The following is an 18,720-nucleotide window of genomic DNA, read 5'->3' on the forward strand; positions in this document are numbered from 1 at the left end:
TATAAGAATGTAACATAAATTTAAACCTTAATAAAAACTCCCTTGTTGCTAAAAATAATTAACATGAGCTAAAAGTTTGAATTTTAGCATATTTTTTGAAGGTAGGGAATAAGTTTAAATTCAGCCAATATATTATCTAAAAACCACAATTTTATTCATTTTTGTAGCGATTCAATGACGTTATGTCAGTGAAGCATCAATAAATCATGGAATTATAAATGGACATCCTTTTAGTTATTAAAAAAAGAAACCGGATCAATACAGCTACTTTAAAATCCGAAAGAAGCTAAAGATAAAGCAACACAACATTCATCATAATACAATCCTATAAACGAAAATCTATTCCACTTATTTTTACGAGCAAAACAAATTGATATTCCAAAACTCAATTCCTCAACATCCATTTTTACATTATATTTTTAGTACAGATTTTATTTAATACCTTCGCATTATCAATAAGGGGTGCCTTGTTCTACGAACACGAATAAAGGCTGAGATTATACCCAACAATACATTTATGTGTTGTGCACCTGATCCAGATAATGCTGGCGGAGGGAAAAGGTTAGTTAAATAAGTGAAAAACTGTTGTAACCCCTAGCAATAGTTTGTTTAACTCAAAATTCAATTAAAAAACATGATTAAAAATTTAATCAGCACAGTGCTATTTCTAGGAATAACATTATCCGTATCAGCTCAAAACGCTTTATCCATCAAAGTCTTAGACAATGAAACAAAAAAATCGTTACAGGGCGCAAGTATCGTTCTGACAAAAAATCAGAGTAAGAATTTAACAACTGATCGAAATGGCACTTCAAAGTTTTCAGGATTACCTGATGGACAATACGCCATAACAATCTCTTACATAGGCTATAGTACAGAAAAGAAGCAGATTGATCTGGTACAAAATACTGATCTTGAAATCTTTCTAAAACCACGTGCTATAAAAACAGAAGAAGTCCTGGTCATGGCAACACGTGCCAAAAACAACTCTTCTACAACCTATAAAAATATTAGCAAACAAGATATCGCTAAAAACAATTTCGGACAAGATATTCCATACCTACTAGATCAAACACCATCTGTCGTCATAGGATCGGACGCAGGAGCAGGTATAGGATATACAAATATGAAAATAAGAGGATCTGATAATGCCCGCATAAATGTAACATTGAATGGAATTCCGTTGAATGACGCGGAAAGTATGGGCTCATTCTTCGTCAATCTTCCCGATTTTGCATCCTCTACCGAGAGTATCCAGATTCAAAGAGGAATTGGAACTTCTACAAACGGGGCGGGATCATTCGGGGCATCACTAAACATACAATCCAATACACTCGAAAAAGAGCCGTACGTAGAATTCAACAACTCTTTCGGCTCTTATAATTCTTGGAAAAATACTTTGAAAGTAGGTTCAGGACTACTAAATAATAAATTTGCCTTTAATGTTCGTCTCTCACGTATCTTGAGCGATGGCTATATCGACCGAGCATCTTCCGATTTAAAGTCTTTTTATGTAGATGGAGGTTATTATAGTGACAAACATATTTTAAAGGCCATTGTATTCTCTGGCAAGGAAAAAACATATCAATCTTGGTACGGAACACCAGAGCCAAGATTAAACAATGATGTAGCGGGGATGAAAGATTATGCCGTCAATGATGGCTATACACAGCTAGAAACAGAAAATCTATTAAATTCTGGTCGCACTTACAACAAATACCTATATAAAAACCAAACAGACAACTACACGCAAACACATCACCAGTTACATTACACCAATTTTATCAATGAAAAACTAATTTTTAATGCGGCACTACATTACACCAGAGGTGCAGGCTATTACGAAGAATTCCGACCTGAAGACGACTTTTCAAAATACAATTTACCACCAGTCATTTCAGGAACCGATACCATCAAACAAACCGATTTGGTAAGGAGAAGATGGTTAGATAATTACTTCTATGGGACTACCTTTTCCTTCAACTATAATCCTTCACAGACAATAAAATTGACATGGGGTGGAGCTGCAAATCAATATAAGGGAGATCATTACGGTGAAATAATCTGGGCAAAATATGCTTCCGCCAGCAACTTAGGGGATAAATACTATCTCAATGATGCTAAAAAAGATGACATCAGTACATTTCTGAAAGCAGACTTTACATTCGAAAAATGGTTATTATTTGCGGATATACAGTATCGTAATATTAATTACCAAGTAAAAGGTGATGACGATAAAATCAAAGGAATGGATTTTAAAAGAAAATTCAATTTTGTAAATCCAAAATTAGGAATTACTTACCTCATCAATGAAAATTCAAATTTATACGCCTCATATGCCTATGCTAGTAAAGAACCTGTCAGAAATGACTTTGTTGATCTAAAAGGAAACAATCCCAAACCAGAGAAAATGCAAGATATCGAAGCTGGCTACCGCTTCAATAATGAAACATTTAACATCGGTACGAACTTTTATGGTATGTTCTATAAAGATCAACTTATTCCGACCGGAGCACTTAATAATGTAGGTTCTCCATTGAGAATGAATATCCCAAATAGCTATAGAATAGGCTTAGAAGTAGATGCCGCATGGAAAATTTCAGCGTACTTTGGTTGGAAAGCAACAGCGGGACTAAGTCAGAACAAAATCAAAAATTACACGGATGAAACGAGTGGAGAATTCATTAAAAAAACAGATATTGCACTTTCTCCGGCAACTATTTTATCAAGCGAGTTCACTTATCGCCCTCTTCGTTCAGTAGAAATTGCACTATTATCAAAATATATTTCAAGACAATATCTGGACAATAGTTCAGCCAAAGTAAGAAGTATAGACCCTTCATTTGTAAACAATATTAGAGCTATTTATAATTTCTCCATATTAGGTTTGAAAAATATAGACCTTGGACTTACTGTCAACAATATCCTAAATGAAAAATATCAAACCAACGGATATACTTGGGGTTATATGGACGGTACATCTCGAAAATATTTTAATTTTTACTATCCACAGGCTACAACAAATTTTATGTTAAGCCTAAACGTAAAATTCTAATAAAACAACTTGCGCCTTCAACATTATTTTAAGGCGCAAGTTGTTTTACAGCATTTTCAAGATCCATGACGTCAACAATACTTAATCAGATCAAACTCAATAGTTGGCATTTTTTTCTTAATATTGTCCTATGCGTGCAGTAATACAACGAGTTTCCAGGGCGAGCTGTTCGGTCGATAGCAAAATAACAGGTCAGATTAAAGACGGCTTACTAATCCTTATTGGGATCGAAGAGGAAGATACAATTGAAGATATGAAATGGATGGCACAAAAATTCGTCAATCTTCGAATATTTAATGATGAAAACGGTTTAATGAATAGATCGGTGCTAGACATACGTGGTGAAATATTACTTATATCCCAATTCACATTATTCGCACAAACAAAAAAAGGAAATCGCCCCTCTTTTATCCGTGCAGCCAAACCAGATAAAGCACAGCCAATGTACATACAAATGGCCCACTATCTTAGCACTTTAATAAACAGCGAAGTGCAAATGGGAATATTTGGTGCAGATATGAAAATTGATTTATTAAATGATGGGCCCGTTACCATCATAATGAATACACAGGATAAAGATAATTTCTAATACTATGACAATAAAAGAAGCACAGGAGACCATTGATAAATGGATCAATACAACAGGTATTCGCTATTTTAATGAATTAACAAACACAGCAATGCTAATGGAAGAAGTTGGAGAAGTTGCTAGAATTATGGCAAGACAGTATGGCGAACAATCATTTAAAAAATCTGATAAAGAAGTAAATTTAGCGGATGAAATGGCCGATGTTCTCTTTGTATTAATGTGCCTGGCCAATCAAACCGGTATTGATTTAACAGATGCGCTAGAAAAAAATTTAGAGAAAAAATCAATCCGTGACGCCGATCGACATAAAAACAATGAAAAATTAAAGTAATACAACATTACTATAATTTAGTTCGTTATATAAGTATCAAATTAATTTTAATACAGTTTGCATGCAAACTGTTGAAGGGCTGTATCAAGAAACTTGATACAGCCTTTTAATTTCTTTATCTTTAATGCAGATCATTAATTCCCTCTGGAAATGAATTTAACACATTACGTCCATACATTAAAACACCATGTGCTTTTAGCAATCTTACTTACAGGATTAACACACGCTTCAGCACAAGATAGAAATAAAGAATTTACCTTTCAATATGACCCTCAGGAAATCGTTAATGGTAGCCAATACCAAAAGATCCAGATCCTGGATTCAAGAAAAGATACAACTCATTACGGAATCATACAAAAAGGTTTATTAGGAAAATCCGCTACTGTAGTTGCAAATCCAGCTCTTGAAGATCAATTGCAGAAATATCTAGAAACAATCAGTAATGGAAATACGCAGAGAGATACATTGCTTTTGCAAATTCGAAGATTATCATTTTCTGAAATTGGTGGTGGAATCAAAGAAAAGGGCTTTTTTGATTTCAGAGCAAATCTATATCAAAAAAAAGGGAACAATTATTTCCCATTAAATCATATCGACAGTAGCTTTCAAGTTTCAGGAATCGATGTCTCCAACAAATTATTAAAAAAAGGAAGCCTCATTATAGATTCATTCATTCGTAAAAATTTAAAAGTAAAAGACATATCGTCCGAATCATTAACCTTACATGATATCCAAAACATTGATTACAAGGAAAAAGAGAAATTACCATTATATGCCGCAGAACATCTCGTGGACGGGATTTATATGAGCTATGAAACTCTAAAAAACCAAAAACCAGATTATCCGCTAGTTGATGAGAAAGATAAAAAAGGCAAAATCAAATACTATTATTACACCAATGAAAAAGGGAAAAAAGTAAAATTAAAAGATTCACAGATATATGCCGTGGTAGATAATGACGAAACCTATGTCTCCACAAGTTATGGATATTATCCACTTGTAATGGAAAATGACGAATACTATTTCTATGGTTTAGCAGAAGAAAACAGTACGAGCTTCTCGATATCAGCAGGCATAGGATCAGGTTTTGGATATGGAGGTGGAATGATTGGAATTGGAGTGGGATCAGCACCTTCAAACATTAAGCGATACAAAATAAAAATTGACCATGTAGATGGAAATTTTGAAAAAATAGAACAACTACCTAATTAAGATTATGAAAAAAAGCAAATTCTATTTGTTTATTATTACGGCGGCGCTGTCAGTACAATCGTGCACAGTTTCGTTAGAACTTGATAAAAAAGCCAAGACCTTCAATAAGGCGGCGGTTGTTACCGCGCATCCCTTAGCTTCAAAAGTTGGTGTAGATATCCTAAAAATGGGGGGCAACGCCATTGATGCCGCTGTCGCAGTACAATTTGCATTAGCAGTAGTTTACCCTAATGCTGGAAACATAGGTGGTGGTGGGTTTATGGTCTACAGAAGTAGTAAAGGTGAAATCAATGCTTTAGACTTTAGAGAAAAATCACCAGAAAAAGGACATGCTAATATGTACCTAGACAAGCAGGGAAATGTAATAGAAGATCTAAGTGTATATGGCCATTTATCCGCAGGAGTACCAGGATCAGTTGACGGAATGGTTGAAGCTCACAAAAAGTATGGCAAATTAGATTGGAAAACTTTATTAAATCCTGCTATAGCATTAGCTGAAAAAGGCTTTCCGATTACAAAACAACAGGCAGAGGAATTCAACGAATATAAAGAAAGCTTTCAAAAATATAACCCAAGTGGCGCCCCTATACTGAAAACCACCAGCTGGAAAAAAGGCGATTTATTCCAGCAACAGGAACTGGCTAACACAATTAGAAGAATTGCTGATCATGGTCGTGATGGCTTCTACAAAGGCATAACAGCTGACCTCATTGTTAAAGAAATGCATAAAGGCAATGGCATTATCAGTTATAATGATCTTGAGAATTATAAAGCAGTATGGCGACAACCCGTTACAGGATATTACCGTGGACATAAGATCATATGTATGGCACCTCCATCTAGTGGTGGACCAGCCTTAGTTGCACTATTACAATCAGTAGCACAATATCCATTAGGAAAATGGGGATTCCAAAGTGATTCCGCTGTACGTGTAATGGTTGAAGCCGAACGTCGTATTTATGCCGATAGAGCAAAGTATTTAGGTGATCCAGACTTCATAAGAATACCTGTCAAAGAATTGACAGACTCTATTTTCAACAGTGAAAGATTAAAAACCGTAAACTTAACCAAAGCAACCGTAAGCAGCGATGTAAAGGCCGCGAAATTTCCAGGATATGAATCAGAAGAAACAACACACTTTAATATCGTCGATTCCGAAGGCAATGCCGTTTCTATTACGACAACACTTAATAATTCATATGGATCACGTGTCTTTGTATCTGGCGCAGGCTTTATATTAAATGATGAAATGGATGACTTCTCAGTTAAACCAGGAGTTCCAAATATCTATGGCCTCGTTGGCGGAAAAGCGAATGCCATCGAGCCAAACAAACGTATGTTAAGTTCAATGACACCAACTATTGTGGAAAAGGATGGAAAGCTATTTATGGTAGTAGGAACACCAGGCGGATCAACAATTATGACCTCCGTCTTCCAAACGATAGTCAACGTAATTGACTATCAACAAAATGCACAGCAATCCGTTTCATCCCCGCGTTTTCATCATCAATGGCTACCCGATCAGATTGATGTAGAAAAAAATGCAATAACTCCCAAAGTAAGAAAAAGTCTAGAAAATGCAGGGTACAAAATATCACCCAGAGGTAATATAGGCAGAGTGGAAAATATCATAATATTATCCAACGGAAAACTCCAGACAGGTGCCGATCCGAGGGGTGATGATACCGCTTCAGGTTTTTAGTATATTAAATTTTAAATAGTATAGATTATTTTTAAAACAATTAAACTTATACAAACATATCAGCTCTATATAACAAACACTGATTTTATGATTAAAAATTATACGTATCCAATCAGCGGAACAATGATGATGCTATTTTTTGCCACTTTAATCGTGAGCTGCAGTATGCTAAAAGGTCCTGACTTTACAAAAATACAAGTTGGCATGACCAAAGAGAAGGTTGTTCAGCAACTAGGAAAGCCGGATGCCGTAGTAGCCTCAAAAAAATATCAAGACGGTATATTAGAGATTTATGAATATGGCACTGCACAATTAGAAAATGCGGCAGATTCAACTTCAGGATATAGAATCTACTGGCTATACTTTTTCAACAATGAACTTCAAGAATGGGGAATAAAAAGAAACTATTCACCATCTGATTACGATGGATATTACGAGAAGTATAGACGCCGTCATTAATTAAATAAACAAAAAAGCCCTGTTGCAAAATTGCAACAGGGCTTTTTTATTATATTTAGTAAAGAAGAATGATCTTACATCATTCCGCCCATGCCACCACCCATTGGAGGAGCACCAGCACCATTATTTTCTTCTGGCTCATCAGCTAATACACATTCAGTTGTTAACAACATAGAAGCGATAGAAGCTGCATTCTCTAAAGCTACACGAGAAACTTTAGTTGGATCGATAACACCAGCACCAATTAGGTTTTCGAATACATCAGTACGAGCATTGTAACCGAAGTCCCCTGTACCTTCTTTCACTTTCTGAACGATAACAGCACCTTCAATACCAGCATTGAAACAGATCTGACGTAAAGGTTCCTCGATAGCACGTCTGATGATCTCGATACCGATAGTCTCATCTTCATTAGCACCTTTTAATCCTTTTAAAGCGTCAGTAGCACGAATGAAAGCAACACCACCACCTGCAACGATACCTTCTTCAACAGCTGCACGAGTTGCATGTAAAGCATCATCAACGCGATCTTTCTTCTCTTTCATTTCTACTTCAGTAGTAGCACCTACATAAAGAACAGCAACACCACCTGATAATTTAGCTAAACGCTCTTGTAATTTCTCACGATCATAATCAGAAGTAGTTGTTTCGATTTGAGAACGGATTTGAGCAACACGAGATTTAATATCTTCAGCATTACCGGCACCATTAATGATTGTTGTATTATCTTTATCAACAACAACTTTTTCTGCTTGACCTAAGTAAGATAATTCAGCATTTTCTAATTTGAAACCTCTTTCTTCAGAAATCACTGTACCACCAGTTAAGATAGCAATATCCTCTAACATTGCTTTACGACGGTCACCAAACCCTGGAGCTTTCACTGCTGCAACTTTCAGTGAACCACGGATTTTATTAACAACTAAAGTAGCTAATGCCTCACCATCTAAATCTTCTGCAATAATGATTAATGGTTTGCCAGTTTGTACTTGTTTTTCTAAAATCGGCAACAACTCTTTCATGTTACTGATTTTTTTGTCATAGATTAAAATGTACGGATTTTCAAGTTCCGCTTCCATTTTATCAGAGTTTGTAACAAAATATGGAGATAAGTAACCACGGTCAAATTGCATACCTTCTACTGTTTTAACTTCAGTTTCAGTACCTTTTGCTTCTTCTACAGTAATAACACCATCATTACCTACTTTTTCCATTGCTTGCGCAATTAAAGCTCCGATAACTTCGTCATTATTTGCAGAAATTGATGCTACTTGTTTGATTTTATTATTGTCTTGACCAACAGTTTGAGATTGCGATTTTAAATTCGCAACAACTGCTGCTACAGCTTTATCAATACCACGTTTCAAATCCATTGGATTAGCACCTGCTGCTACAGATTTAATACCTGGAGCTACGATAGCCTGAGCCAAAACAGTTGCAGTAGTTGTACCGTCACCTGCTTGATCAGCAGTTTTAGAAGCAACTTCTTTCACCATCTGAGCGCCCATATTTTCTAAGGCATCTTTCAATTCGATTTCTTTAGCAACAGTAACACCATCTTTAGTGATAACCGGAGAACCGAATTTTTTTTCAATGATTACATTACGTCCTTTAGGACCCAAAGTTACCTTTACTGCATTTGCCAATGTGTCAACACCCTTTTTAAGTGCTTCACGAGCTTCAACGTTATATTTTACTTGTTTTGCCATTATCTTTAAATTTTTGAAATTTTCACCTGATCCCAGAAGAGACCAAATTTATTTACATTTGGATACTATATAAAAAAATTAAATAACCGCGTAAATATCAGCCTCACGCATAATTAAATACTCTTTACCTTCAACAGTAATTTCAGTTCCAGCATATTTACCATATAAAACTTTATCACCAACTTTAACAGTCAAAGGTTCGTCAACTTTACCCGTTCCAACTGCTACAACGATTCCTTGTGATGGTTTTTCTTTTGCTGTATCAGGGATGTATAATCCTGAAGCTGTTTTTTCTTCTGCCTGAGCAGCTTCAACTACTACTCTGTCACCGATAGGTTTAATGTTTAATGCCATAATATATTTTATTTTTAGTTCTATTTCAATTATATCTAAATGTCATCAGCAATTATGCCAAAGAGCCAAGAGCAGACTTTTGAGACAAATTTGCATCGAAAAAACAAGGCACTGGCAGATTTCATTCACATTCTGTCAGGCTGTCACGCTACAAAACTGACAATACAAAAAAAGCCCCCAATTACTTGGGGGCTTTCAATTTCTATACAACAACCTATTTAGTTGAATCTGTTACAGTTTTCTGTGCCGGAGCTTGTTGAGCTGGAGCAGGTTGTTGTGTATTATTTAAATTCAATGGACTAGTTTGTGCAGGAGTTTCAATTTGATTACCCAAACCACCACCCACAGTAGCTGTTGTAGTTGGAGCTACGATATTAAATGCTAAACAAAAAACCATGATCGCAATCACTAATCCCCAAGAACCTTTTTCTAAAAAGTCACCTGTACGTTTTACACCCATAATATTAGTTCCACCAGCAAATCCTGATGATAAACCACCTCCTTTTGGATTTTGTATTAAAACTAAAAATGATAATAAAATACTTGCCAAAATTATAAGAGCAATTAATATTCCTTGCATTTCTCTATATGTATTAAGTTAATTTCTTTTCTAAATTTAAAATTTCCGACGCAAAGTACGCATTTTTTTCTGGATATTTCAAAACTAATTTTTTGTAAACCTCTATAGCCTTAGGATATAATCCTTGTTCGATATAAATTCGGGCCAAAGTTTCAGTCACCAGCGAATACTGATCTTCCGAACTTTTCCTTGCTTTATTTTCCAGATTAATCTTATCAGCAGGAGGAGGTTTTATCTGCGGATCCTCTTTGATAAATCGTTCGATCAGATGATCCGTATTTTTCTTCTCTACCTGAAATGGTACCGTATTTTTAAATTCCTCGCTTAACTTAACCTCAGGAGACTGCAGATGAAAAATATTCTCCTTAATCTGTTGATCCAAAACTTGAGCATCAATCGTCTGTTTAAACCGAGTCACATGCTGTTCTGCAGAATGGGCATGATAATTTGGGGCCTTCAAAAATGGCTGGTACGTATCTGCATGCTCTAAACGAGTTTTATGTAACCACCATAAAAAACTATAAGGCATCAGCTCATCGTCATACACACTGATCCGCTCTTCCTCACGCACTTCTTCATCCACAGGACCTATGACAAAGGTCGACTCCACAGATAACATTGGTTCATTAGAAATATCATCTTTAATCTCCTCCAGAATATCATCGGTTTTTTCCAATCGAAAAAAATCATGCGCTACACCGGATTGAATCAAAGCATTTAGTTCCTCTCTTCCATTATCAAGATCTGCAGTTGAATCCTCCTGTACATCATCAATTGTATCTTCGAAAGCAATATAATCATCCGATTCAACTTCAATAGGTAATTCAACAGGAACAGCTTTATGCAGATACTCATATAACCAATTTGGATTAGCAGCATAAAGCAATGTCGAAGAAATATTATGAACTTCCCTATTTAGCAAGTAGAGGTGTCTTTCATAAGCAAAACGAAGAGACTGCGCATATGGAAATTTGGCAATCAAGGACAACAAATCAGATTCCGAAAGAGATAACGGATTGTTAATCGCTTGATGAAACAAGTTTATATCGTCTGAAATTCGTCTATTTTCCATATCTCAAACCACTACCAATTAGCAAATGCTTTATTGTAAACATCTTCTGTCAACATTAGAATAATTTCTTTATTTAATGTTTCCTCTTGAGCCGATTGCAATTGACCAGAAAAATCTTTAAACCTTGTGAAAGATTGTTCAAAATTATCCTTCTCAACGATTTTATTATGATAATTTACTTTAATCGTTATTGAAAGGCGATTTAATGCAGCACGATCCGTTCCTGCCTCAACAGCAGCGGGACTAATCGTATAATCCGTGATAAAACCCTCAAAAGTTGCATCAGCATTATCATTAACCTGACTCAACCGCGATTGATTACGTATACGCTCTTTTAAGGCTTCTGTAAAATTCTGACTTAAGGTTGGATAAACCATTGATGCAATATTCTCAAAGTACAATACGCTCACTGTTTTCATCCCATCAGGAATAGATCCACCGGTAAAACCATATTTTACACCACAGCTTGTTGTAAAAAACAACATCGCTATCATGATAAAACCCGGTAGCAAACTTGATCTAAGCTTCTTCATAAACGAGATTATAAATCTAAATTTAAGTCTTTAATTTTTCTGTACAAAGTTCTTTCGGAGATACCCAACTCCTGCGCTGCCGCTTTACGTTTACCACGATGCTTCTTAAGCGCTTTTTTAATCAAATCGGATTCTTTCTCTGTTAAAGATAACGATTCTTCAACTTCTTCGGCATCTTGTGTATCATAATTTAAATATCCATCTTGACCCGGGTTACTTTTCAGCACATTAGGTTGATGTATAGTCAATGTCTGTGAAGCGGCCAAATGATCTTGAAGCCGATCAGCACTAGGTTCAACCTCTTGATACAATCGATTAATATAGGGAGAATTTTCATCAAACGTGGAAGGATTAACTCCATTTTGAATCAATTCAACAACCAATTTTTTCAAATCAACCATATCTTTCTTCATATCAAAAAGAACCTTATATAAAAGATCGCGCTCTGAAAAATCATCCTTTCCACTTTGATTAGCAACTACTGCTGGTAAAGTAGAACGGTTTTCAGAAGGAAGATAATTTTGTAAAATTCGCGCATCCACAACTCGTTCCTTCTCAAGAACGGCAATTTGCTCTGCAATATTTTTCAACTGGCGCACATTTCCTGGCCAGCTGTATGTCTTCAACAGTTGTTGTGCATCGTCAGTCAGCTGTATGCTTGGCGAGCGGTATTTATCAGAAAAATCGACAACAAACTTTCTAAATAACAAATAAATGTCTTCCGCACGTTCGCGTAATGATGGAATACGAAGGGGGACAGTGTTCAATCTGTAATAAAGATCTTCTCGAAACTTACCATTTTGTACAGCATTAAAAACATCAACATTTGTCGCAGCAACTACGCGAACATTAGTTTTCTGAACCTTAGAAGAACCCACACGGATGTATTCACCCGACTCTAAAACACGTAGCAAACGAGCCTGTGTACCTAAAGGTAACTCCCCTACCTCATCTAAAAAAATAGTACCACCATCAACAACCTCAAAATATCCCTTTCTTGCTTCATGTGCCCCAGTAAAAGAACCTTTCTCATGACCAAACAATTCCGAATCAATTGTTCCTTCAGGAATAGCCCCACAGTTAACAGCAATAAAAGCACCGTGTTTACGCGCGCTTAATTGATGAATAATATGTGAAAACACCTCCTTACCACTACCACTCTCCCCTTGGATCAAAACTGAAATATCAGTAGGAGCCACTTGACGGGCAATATCTATAGCCCTATTAAGTAAAGGTGAGTTACCTATAATCCCAAATCGATTCTTAATATCTTGATTATCCATCCTCTAAATTTAAGAATAAAGACCTCTATTATATTCTAATTAATCTACTATTTTACCCAGTAAAGTAGCCGAAGTACAAGACTCGATCATTACAGTAACGTAATCACCAGCCTGATAACGTTCATCTACAGGAAAAATAGCCATTGCATTTTGATCATTACGACCAGCAAAATCTTTATCCGAGCGTTTTGAAAAACCCTCAATTAAAACACGTTGGTTTTTACCTACAAATTGCTGTAAACGTTCAAAACTATGTGCTCTTTGTTTCGCAACAATTTCTGTTAAACGACTTTTCTTAATTTCTTCTGGAATATCATCAGCATAACGTTTAGCAGCTAATGTACCCGGACGCTCCGAATACGCAAACATAAACGCATAATCATACTTCACGTAATCCATCATGCTCACTGTATCTTGATGCTCTTCTTCCGTTTCTGTACAAAAACCAGTAATGATATCTGTTGAAATACCACAACCCGGAATAATCCGGTTGATTGCATCAATACGATTAATATACCAATCTCTATCATAAGTACGGTTCATTAATTCTAATACTCTAGAATTTCCAGACTGTACAGGTAAATGAATGTATTTACAGATGTTATCATAGCTTGCCATTGTATGCAATACCTCATCAGTAATATCTTTTGGATGAGATGTCGAGAATCGAACACGTAATAACGGGTTCACTTCAGCCACCAATGCTAATAAGTTCGCAAAATTAACAGGAGCACTTTCTTCCTGCCCTTCAATTGTAGGGGCAGTATATTTATATGAATCAACATTTTGTCCCAACAAAGTAACCTCACGATATCCTGCATTGAACAAATCATGCGCTTCCTTCACAATAGATTCAGCATCACGACTGCGTTCTCTACCCCTGGTAAATGGAACAACACAGAACGAACACATATTATCGCATCCGCGCATAATCGAAATAAATGCTGTGATACCATTCGAGTTTAAACGAACAGGACTAATATCAGCATATGTTTCTTCACGAGAAAGCAATACATTAACAGAACGATTTCCATCATCCACCTGTGAAATTAAATTTGGCAAATCACGATAAGCATCAGGACCAACAACAACATCAACTAACTTTTCTTCTTCCAAGAATTTAGCTTTCAATCGTTCTGCCATACATCCCAACACACCCACGATCATACCAGGATTGCTTTTCTTAGCAAATTCAAATTCTTTCAAACGATTCCGTACACGTTGCTCAGCATTCTCACGAATGGAACATGTATTGATAAAGACCACGTCTGCCTCTTGATAGTTTTTCGTTGTTTCAAATCCTGTCTCCAATAAAATAGAAGCAACTATTTCACTATCAGAAAAGTTCATTTGACAACCATAACTCTCAATATATAACTTACGTCCATTACCTTTGGAAACATTATTTTCAATCAATAAGGCTTCACCTTGACGCGTCTCGTCGTGTTCCTTAGTTGTATGCGCAAAATCTAACATAGCTCAAAATTCAAAGACTACAAAGTTAGGAATAAATATTGAATTGATGACAGTTTGTCATATTAATATTGCACCTAAATGAATATAAAAACCAACAAAAAAGCGCTGATGATACATCAGCGCTTTTTTAAATATAAAATATTTTTCAGACCTATTGAGCTTGGCTCTTAGCTTCTTGTTTCATTTGATTACCAGCAACGATAACAATTTCTACACGACGGTTTGCTGCACGACCTGCTTCAGTATCATTACTCTCCAAAGGCTCAGAGAAATTTCGTCCTTCCGTACGGATACGAGAGGAAGCTAAACCTTGAGAAACTGCAAATGCACGAACCGCATTAGCACGGTTTTCAGAAACTTTTTGATTGGCATCTAAAGATCCAACGTTATCCGTATGACCGATAACCAAGATATCAGTACCTTGCTCTTTATTTAAAGTCGCAACTAAGTTTTTAATATTTTCTCTCGCAGAAGCTTTCAAATCAGATTTATTAAAATCAAATAAAATACCTGAATCAAATTTAACCACGATACCTTCACCCGCTTGAGTAACTTCAGCACCCTCAACAGTTTTAGCGATCTCGGCAGCTTGTTTGTCCATCTTCTTACCAATTAAGACACCTGCAGCACCACCGATAGCAGCACCTGCAATAGTACCAATAGCGGTACTACCAGCCTTGTTACCGATTAAAGCTCCTAATGCACCTCCTGCAACCCCACCAATTACGCCACCTTTTGTGGTATTATTTGTATTTTGAATTGTTGAACAACTCCCAAATAACATTGCTGATGTAGCCACTGTAAGACCAAAAACAGCTAACTTCTTATTCATTTTCATAATTATAATATCTTAAATAATATTTCCAGTGTGATTCCAAAGCTATATGAAACAAACCGAATGCCAAAAAATAAATAATAGCCAACAAACGCCGATTTTAGTAACAAAAATGTCGACAATAGTTGACAGATATAAAATTAAACTGATTATTTTTCCTGTGTCTTCACTTCAATATCTGGAAGAGTAAGCCCCTCTGGACGGCCATTTTTATTAAAATCAGCAAGAGAACGTTGCACATACTCCAAAAAATCATAATGTTGCCAATTTGCAACCATATTCGGAGATGGCCTATAAATGCGCATAAAGGAATCTAAATCTTTATCATCCAATTTTGTTATTTCTCGGACAGCGTCCTTAGAAAAAACCTTATCCACCTGCAACTGTTCTTTTTCACTGTCTAGAAAACGACTGAAACGCTTTGCATTTTTAGCCTCACGCCCAAAAAGGTTATAAAGAGCAGTGGCCGGGCTAGCCAAGTAGGTTCCAAACTTATTACTACCACCATTATAAACGCCCTTCTTTCCGTAGTCACGCATAGCTTCATTTAATTCCGCTTCCTTAGTTTTACGTTCTATAATAACGGTCTCTAGTCGAATTCCTGATTGCAATTCAACATAGAAATCTTTAAGATCACTAATTAAAGTTTTCGCCTCAGCGTAACCGATTTTAGAAAAAGATAAACTATCTCCAATAGATGCTTCAATTACAAATACACCAAATGAATTGGACACAACAGATTTATTTGTCCTCAAATTACGAACATTCACCTCCGGAAGACGCAATGAAGTCCCTTTTTCGAACACCATCCCTGAGATACGCTGTATTTGTTGTGCCTGAACATTTGTGCCTAAAAAAAACAGGAACACGAAGCTAAGCAAACTGATATGGCAAATTATTTTTCTATACATATTTAAATAAAAGTAATAATAGTTTGACACATCAATTGTTAAAAAAGTTTAAATATTTAAGAATTCCTATTTATAAGGATAAAAGACAAAATTTGCACCTTCAGGAACAATAACTAACAAACACATAAAATCCTGTGCACGCTTAAACTTTTTGATAAACGCGTCTTTCCTATCCTCTTTAATAATATTTGATTCAACAAGCTCTTCAAATGTAGAAGCGTTAATACTCCAGTTTGTTTTTAGCTCGACATGATCTAAAATCAATTCACCGACATTAACAACATGTTGGTGCGCTATAAAAATTGGATACGCAGATAAGCCCTCAGCCATAATTTCTAAAGATATCTCCTTAATCGAATCACTATAATAATCTAAATCGATCTTTAAACTCTTTAGGGGACTAGATTTTTGGCTATCATCTTCATTATTTTTCGATGCCCCAAACCACTCTTCTATTTCCATAATTATCCCTTTAATTTTAATAAAACAACATTTTCAACATGTTGTGTATGCGGAAACATATCAACAGGTTTAATACGAACCACATCATATTTTTCAGCCAATAAAGTCAAATCACGTGCCTGAGTCGCCGCATTACAACTTACATAAACAATTTTTGGAGATTCCATTTCTAATAGTCGTGCAACAACATCGGTATGCATACCAGCACGAGGGGGATCTGTAATGACTACATCAGGTTTGCCATGTTTAGCAATAAAGCTTGCCGTTAGCACATCTTTCATATCTCCTGCATAAAATTTCGTGTTTTTCACGCCATTTATTTCCGAATTGATTTTCGCATCTTCAATTGCCGACGGCACATATTCAACACCAATAACCTCCTTAGCATATTTAGCAACAAAATTTGCAATTGTACCAGCGCCTGTATACAAATCATATACAAGTTCATCACCAGACAAGCCTGCAAAATCTCGGGTTATTTTATACAGTTCATAAGCTTGCGCAGAGTTCGTTTGATAAAATGACTTTGGTCCAACCTTAAATATAAGACCTTCCATTTCCTCATAAATGAAATCGCGTCCATTATAAATCTCTATTTCCTGATCAAAAATCGTATCATTCTTTTTCTGATTAATAATATAAAGAAGAGAAGTTATTGACGGAAACTTATCCTTAATGAAAGACATTAATAGCTCAACTTGTCCTTCTTCTGGATAAGCGAACACCACGATCACCATCAATTCTCCTGTTGAAGAAATACGAATGATTAAATTACGTAACACGCCACTATGATCACGTAAATCATAAAATGATAGCGCATTTGCGACAGCAAATTCTCGAACACTATTACGCAATACATTAGAAGGATCTTCTTGCAAATAGCAATGACTAACATTAAGAATCTTATCGAATCTTCCCGGAACGTGGAAACCTAGAGCATCCATATTCATATCTTCCACATTATCATCCAAAGTCGTCAACCATTTCTTATTAGAAAAAGTGTACTCCAATTTATTCCTATAATATTCCGTCTGCCCAGATGCCAATATAGGCTCCATTGAAGAAGTATCAACTTTGCCAATACGTGTGAGCGCATTTTCTACAGACTGCTGTTTAAACAACAGCTGTGCATCATAGGTCATATGTTGCCATTTGCAACCACCGCATACTCCAAAATGCTCACAAAAAGGTTCAACACGATATTCAGATGCTTTCTTCAAGGTCTGAATACGACCTTCACCAAAGCTTTTCTTTTTGCGCATCAATTCAACATCAACCACATCACCTGGAATTGCCTTTTCAACAAACAATACCAAATCATCTGTTTTTCCAACACCCTTACCTTCTTCTGCAATATCAATAATCGCGATATCGTTGAAAACTAATCTTTCTTGTGAATTTCTTCTTCTCATATTGGCGCAAAATTACGCTTTTTTGATCAGAATTTTAATGAATAGTTGCGTGAACTAAATAAGGAAGAATTTCCTTTTGAAAAGAAATGAAATTTTTACGCACATCTGCTTCTGTAACCGCTGTAAATGCAAATGAAAATACAATGTTTTTGCTCGTCTTAATAAGGAAAGTCAGCTTCTTTTCGGAGATAGAAGCTGCAATGGTATCATTTTGAATAAAAGAACTCAGCAATAAAAATTCTAAATCATCGGAGAGCGTCTTTAAATACTCCTGCGCATTAGCAGATTCACGAATAAATTCCCAACCTACAAATTCATTACAGACTGTATAAGTAAGGCGGCTAACTTTCAAAATTGTATTTCCCAGAAAAACTGCCAAATCCTCTTCTCCGACGTTCTTTTTCAGAATATCCTTCACATTCTCTTGAATATACTCCATTAAAATAGCGTGAAGAATCAGCTCTTTACTATCAAAATATTTATAGAATGTCGCTTTTGCTATATTAGCTCTTTTTGCCAATTCATTAACGCTGGTTTTATTATAACCGTACTTACGAAATAGCTCTCGAGCAGATCTTTTGATAGATTCAATAATTTTATCTGCTTCCATAAATTTATCTTGAAAATTTAAGTACATGAACCAAACGTCGAGCAACCACAACGTTTAAAATACGATTATTCATCAATAAAATTTCATTATCAAACACATATTTATTTGCATTAATGAAAAAAGAAATCACATTAT

General features: G+C 35.7%; 18 protein-coding genes and 1 riboswitch. Of the genes, 6 read left to right on the forward strand and 12 right to left on the reverse strand.

Annotated features, from left to right (window positions below):
* Positions 1-448: 448 nt before the first annotated feature.
* Positions 449-574: riboswitch (TPP riboswitch) on the forward strand.
* 60 nt (positions 575-634) lie between these two features.
* From M2265_RS14725 to M2265_RS14750, 6 genes are all read left to right on the forward strand, one after another.
* Positions 635-3,055: a TonB-dependent receptor gene (locus M2265_RS14725; protein WP_132771579.1), complete on the forward strand. Its 2,421-nt coding sequence runs from the start codon at positions 635-637 to the stop codon at positions 3,053-3,055.
* A 130-nt stretch (positions 3,056-3,185) separates the two neighbouring features.
* Complete coding sequence (gene dtd / locus M2265_RS14730; RefSeq protein ID WP_132771580.1) at positions 3,186-3,644, forward strand: D-aminoacyl-tRNA deacylase; 459 nt, start codon at positions 3,186-3,188, stop codon at positions 3,642-3,644.
* Positions 3,645-3,648: 4 nt separating this feature from the next.
* Positions 3,649-3,975 carry a nucleotide pyrophosphohydrolase gene (locus M2265_RS14735; RefSeq protein ID WP_021192353.1) on the forward strand — a complete coding sequence of 109 codons (327 nt, stop codon included), beginning with the start codon at positions 3,649-3,651 and terminating at the stop codon, positions 3,973-3,975.
* Between the two features lie 150 nt (positions 3,976-4,125).
* Positions 4,126-5,187 carry a hypothetical protein gene (locus tag M2265_RS14740; protein WP_132771581.1) on the forward strand — a complete coding sequence of 354 codons (1,062 nt, stop codon included), beginning with the start codon at positions 4,126-4,128 and terminating at the stop codon, positions 5,185-5,187.
* A 4-nt stretch (positions 5,188-5,191) separates the two neighbouring features.
* Positions 5,192-6,889: a gamma-glutamyltransferase gene (gene ggt / locus M2265_RS14745; protein WP_132771582.1), complete on the forward strand. Its 1,698-nt coding sequence runs from the start codon at positions 5,192-5,194 to the stop codon at positions 6,887-6,889.
* An 87-nt stretch (positions 6,890-6,976) separates the two neighbouring features.
* Positions 6,977-7,348: a DUF3192 domain-containing protein gene (locus M2265_RS14750; protein WP_031289700.1), complete on the forward strand. Its 372-nt coding sequence runs from the start codon at positions 6,977-6,979 to the stop codon at positions 7,346-7,348.
* Positions 7,349-7,422: 74 nt separating this feature from the next.
* Here the strand turns inward: M2265_RS14750 and groL are convergent, their stop codons facing one another.
* The 12 genes from groL to M2265_RS14810 all read right to left on the reverse strand — a co-directional run bounded on the left by groL (position 7,423) and on the right by M2265_RS14810 (position 18,585).
* Positions 7,423-9,060 carry a chaperonin GroEL gene (gene groL, locus M2265_RS14755; protein ID WP_207898652.1) on the reverse strand — a complete coding sequence of 546 codons (1,638 nt, stop codon included), beginning with the start codon at positions 9,058-9,060 and terminating at the stop codon, positions 7,423-7,425.
* A gap of 75 nt (positions 9,061-9,135) precedes the next feature.
* A complete protein-coding gene (groES, locus tag M2265_RS14760; protein ID WP_021192191.1) occupies positions 9,136-9,411 on the reverse strand; it encodes a co-chaperone GroES in 276 nt (91 codons plus the stop codon).
* 214 nt (positions 9,412-9,625) lie between these two features.
* Positions 9,626-9,991, reverse strand: a complete 366-nt coding sequence (gene secG / locus M2265_RS14765) for a preprotein translocase subunit SecG (protein WP_132771584.1) — start codon at positions 9,989-9,991, stop codon at positions 9,626-9,628.
* 13 nt (positions 9,992-10,004) lie between these two features.
* Positions 10,005-11,063 carry a tetratricopeptide repeat protein gene (locus M2265_RS14770; protein ID WP_132771585.1) on the reverse strand — a complete coding sequence of 353 codons (1,059 nt, stop codon included), beginning with the start codon at positions 11,061-11,063 and terminating at the stop codon, positions 10,005-10,007.
* Positions 11,064-11,074: 11 nt separating this feature from the next.
* Positions 11,075-11,596 carry an LptE family protein gene (locus M2265_RS14775; protein ID WP_132771586.1) on the reverse strand — a complete coding sequence of 174 codons (522 nt, stop codon included), beginning with the start codon at positions 11,594-11,596 and terminating at the stop codon, positions 11,075-11,077.
* An 8-nt stretch (positions 11,597-11,604) separates the two neighbouring features.
* The gene (locus M2265_RS14780; RefSeq protein ID WP_132771587.1) at positions 11,605-12,879 is read right to left on the reverse strand and encodes a sigma-54 interaction domain-containing protein; all 1,275 of its coding nucleotides are present in this window, start codon (positions 12,877-12,879) and stop codon (positions 11,605-11,607) included.
* Positions 12,880-12,918: 39 nt separating this feature from the next.
* On the reverse strand, positions 12,919-14,355 hold the full coding sequence (gene miaB, locus M2265_RS14785) for a tRNA (N6-isopentenyl adenosine(37)-C2)-methylthiotransferase MiaB (RefSeq protein ID WP_132771588.1): 1,437 nt from the start codon (positions 14,353-14,355) through the stop codon (positions 12,919-12,921).
* Positions 14,356-14,506: 151 nt separating this feature from the next.
* Positions 14,507-15,187: an OmpA family protein gene (locus M2265_RS14790; RefSeq protein WP_231577295.1), complete on the reverse strand. Its 681-nt coding sequence runs from the start codon at positions 15,185-15,187 to the stop codon at positions 14,507-14,509.
* Positions 15,188-15,339: 152 nt separating this feature from the next.
* On the reverse strand, positions 15,340-16,101 hold the full coding sequence (locus M2265_RS14795; RefSeq protein WP_132771589.1) for a hypothetical protein: 762 nt from the start codon (positions 16,099-16,101) through the stop codon (positions 15,340-15,342).
* A 66-nt stretch (positions 16,102-16,167) separates the two neighbouring features.
* Positions 16,168-16,563, reverse strand: a complete 396-nt coding sequence (locus M2265_RS14800) for a hypothetical protein (RefSeq protein ID WP_021192201.1) — start codon at positions 16,561-16,563, stop codon at positions 16,168-16,170.
* A gap of 2 nt (positions 16,564-16,565) precedes the next feature.
* On the reverse strand, positions 16,566-17,975 hold the full coding sequence (gene rlmD, locus M2265_RS14805) for a 23S rRNA (uracil(1939)-C(5))-methyltransferase RlmD (RefSeq protein ID WP_132771590.1): 1,410 nt from the start codon (positions 17,973-17,975) through the stop codon (positions 16,566-16,568).
* Positions 17,976-18,009: 34 nt separating this feature from the next.
* On the reverse strand, positions 18,010-18,585 hold the full coding sequence (locus M2265_RS14810; protein WP_031289705.1) for a TetR/AcrR family transcriptional regulator: 576 nt from the start codon (positions 18,583-18,585) through the stop codon (positions 18,010-18,012).
* Positions 18,586-18,720 lie beyond the last annotated feature (135 nt).

The organism is Sphingobacterium kitahiroshimense, assembly GCF_025961315.1.
GTDB classification, from domain to species: Bacteria; Bacteroidota; Bacteroidia; order Sphingobacteriales; family Sphingobacteriaceae; genus Sphingobacterium; species Sphingobacterium anhuiense.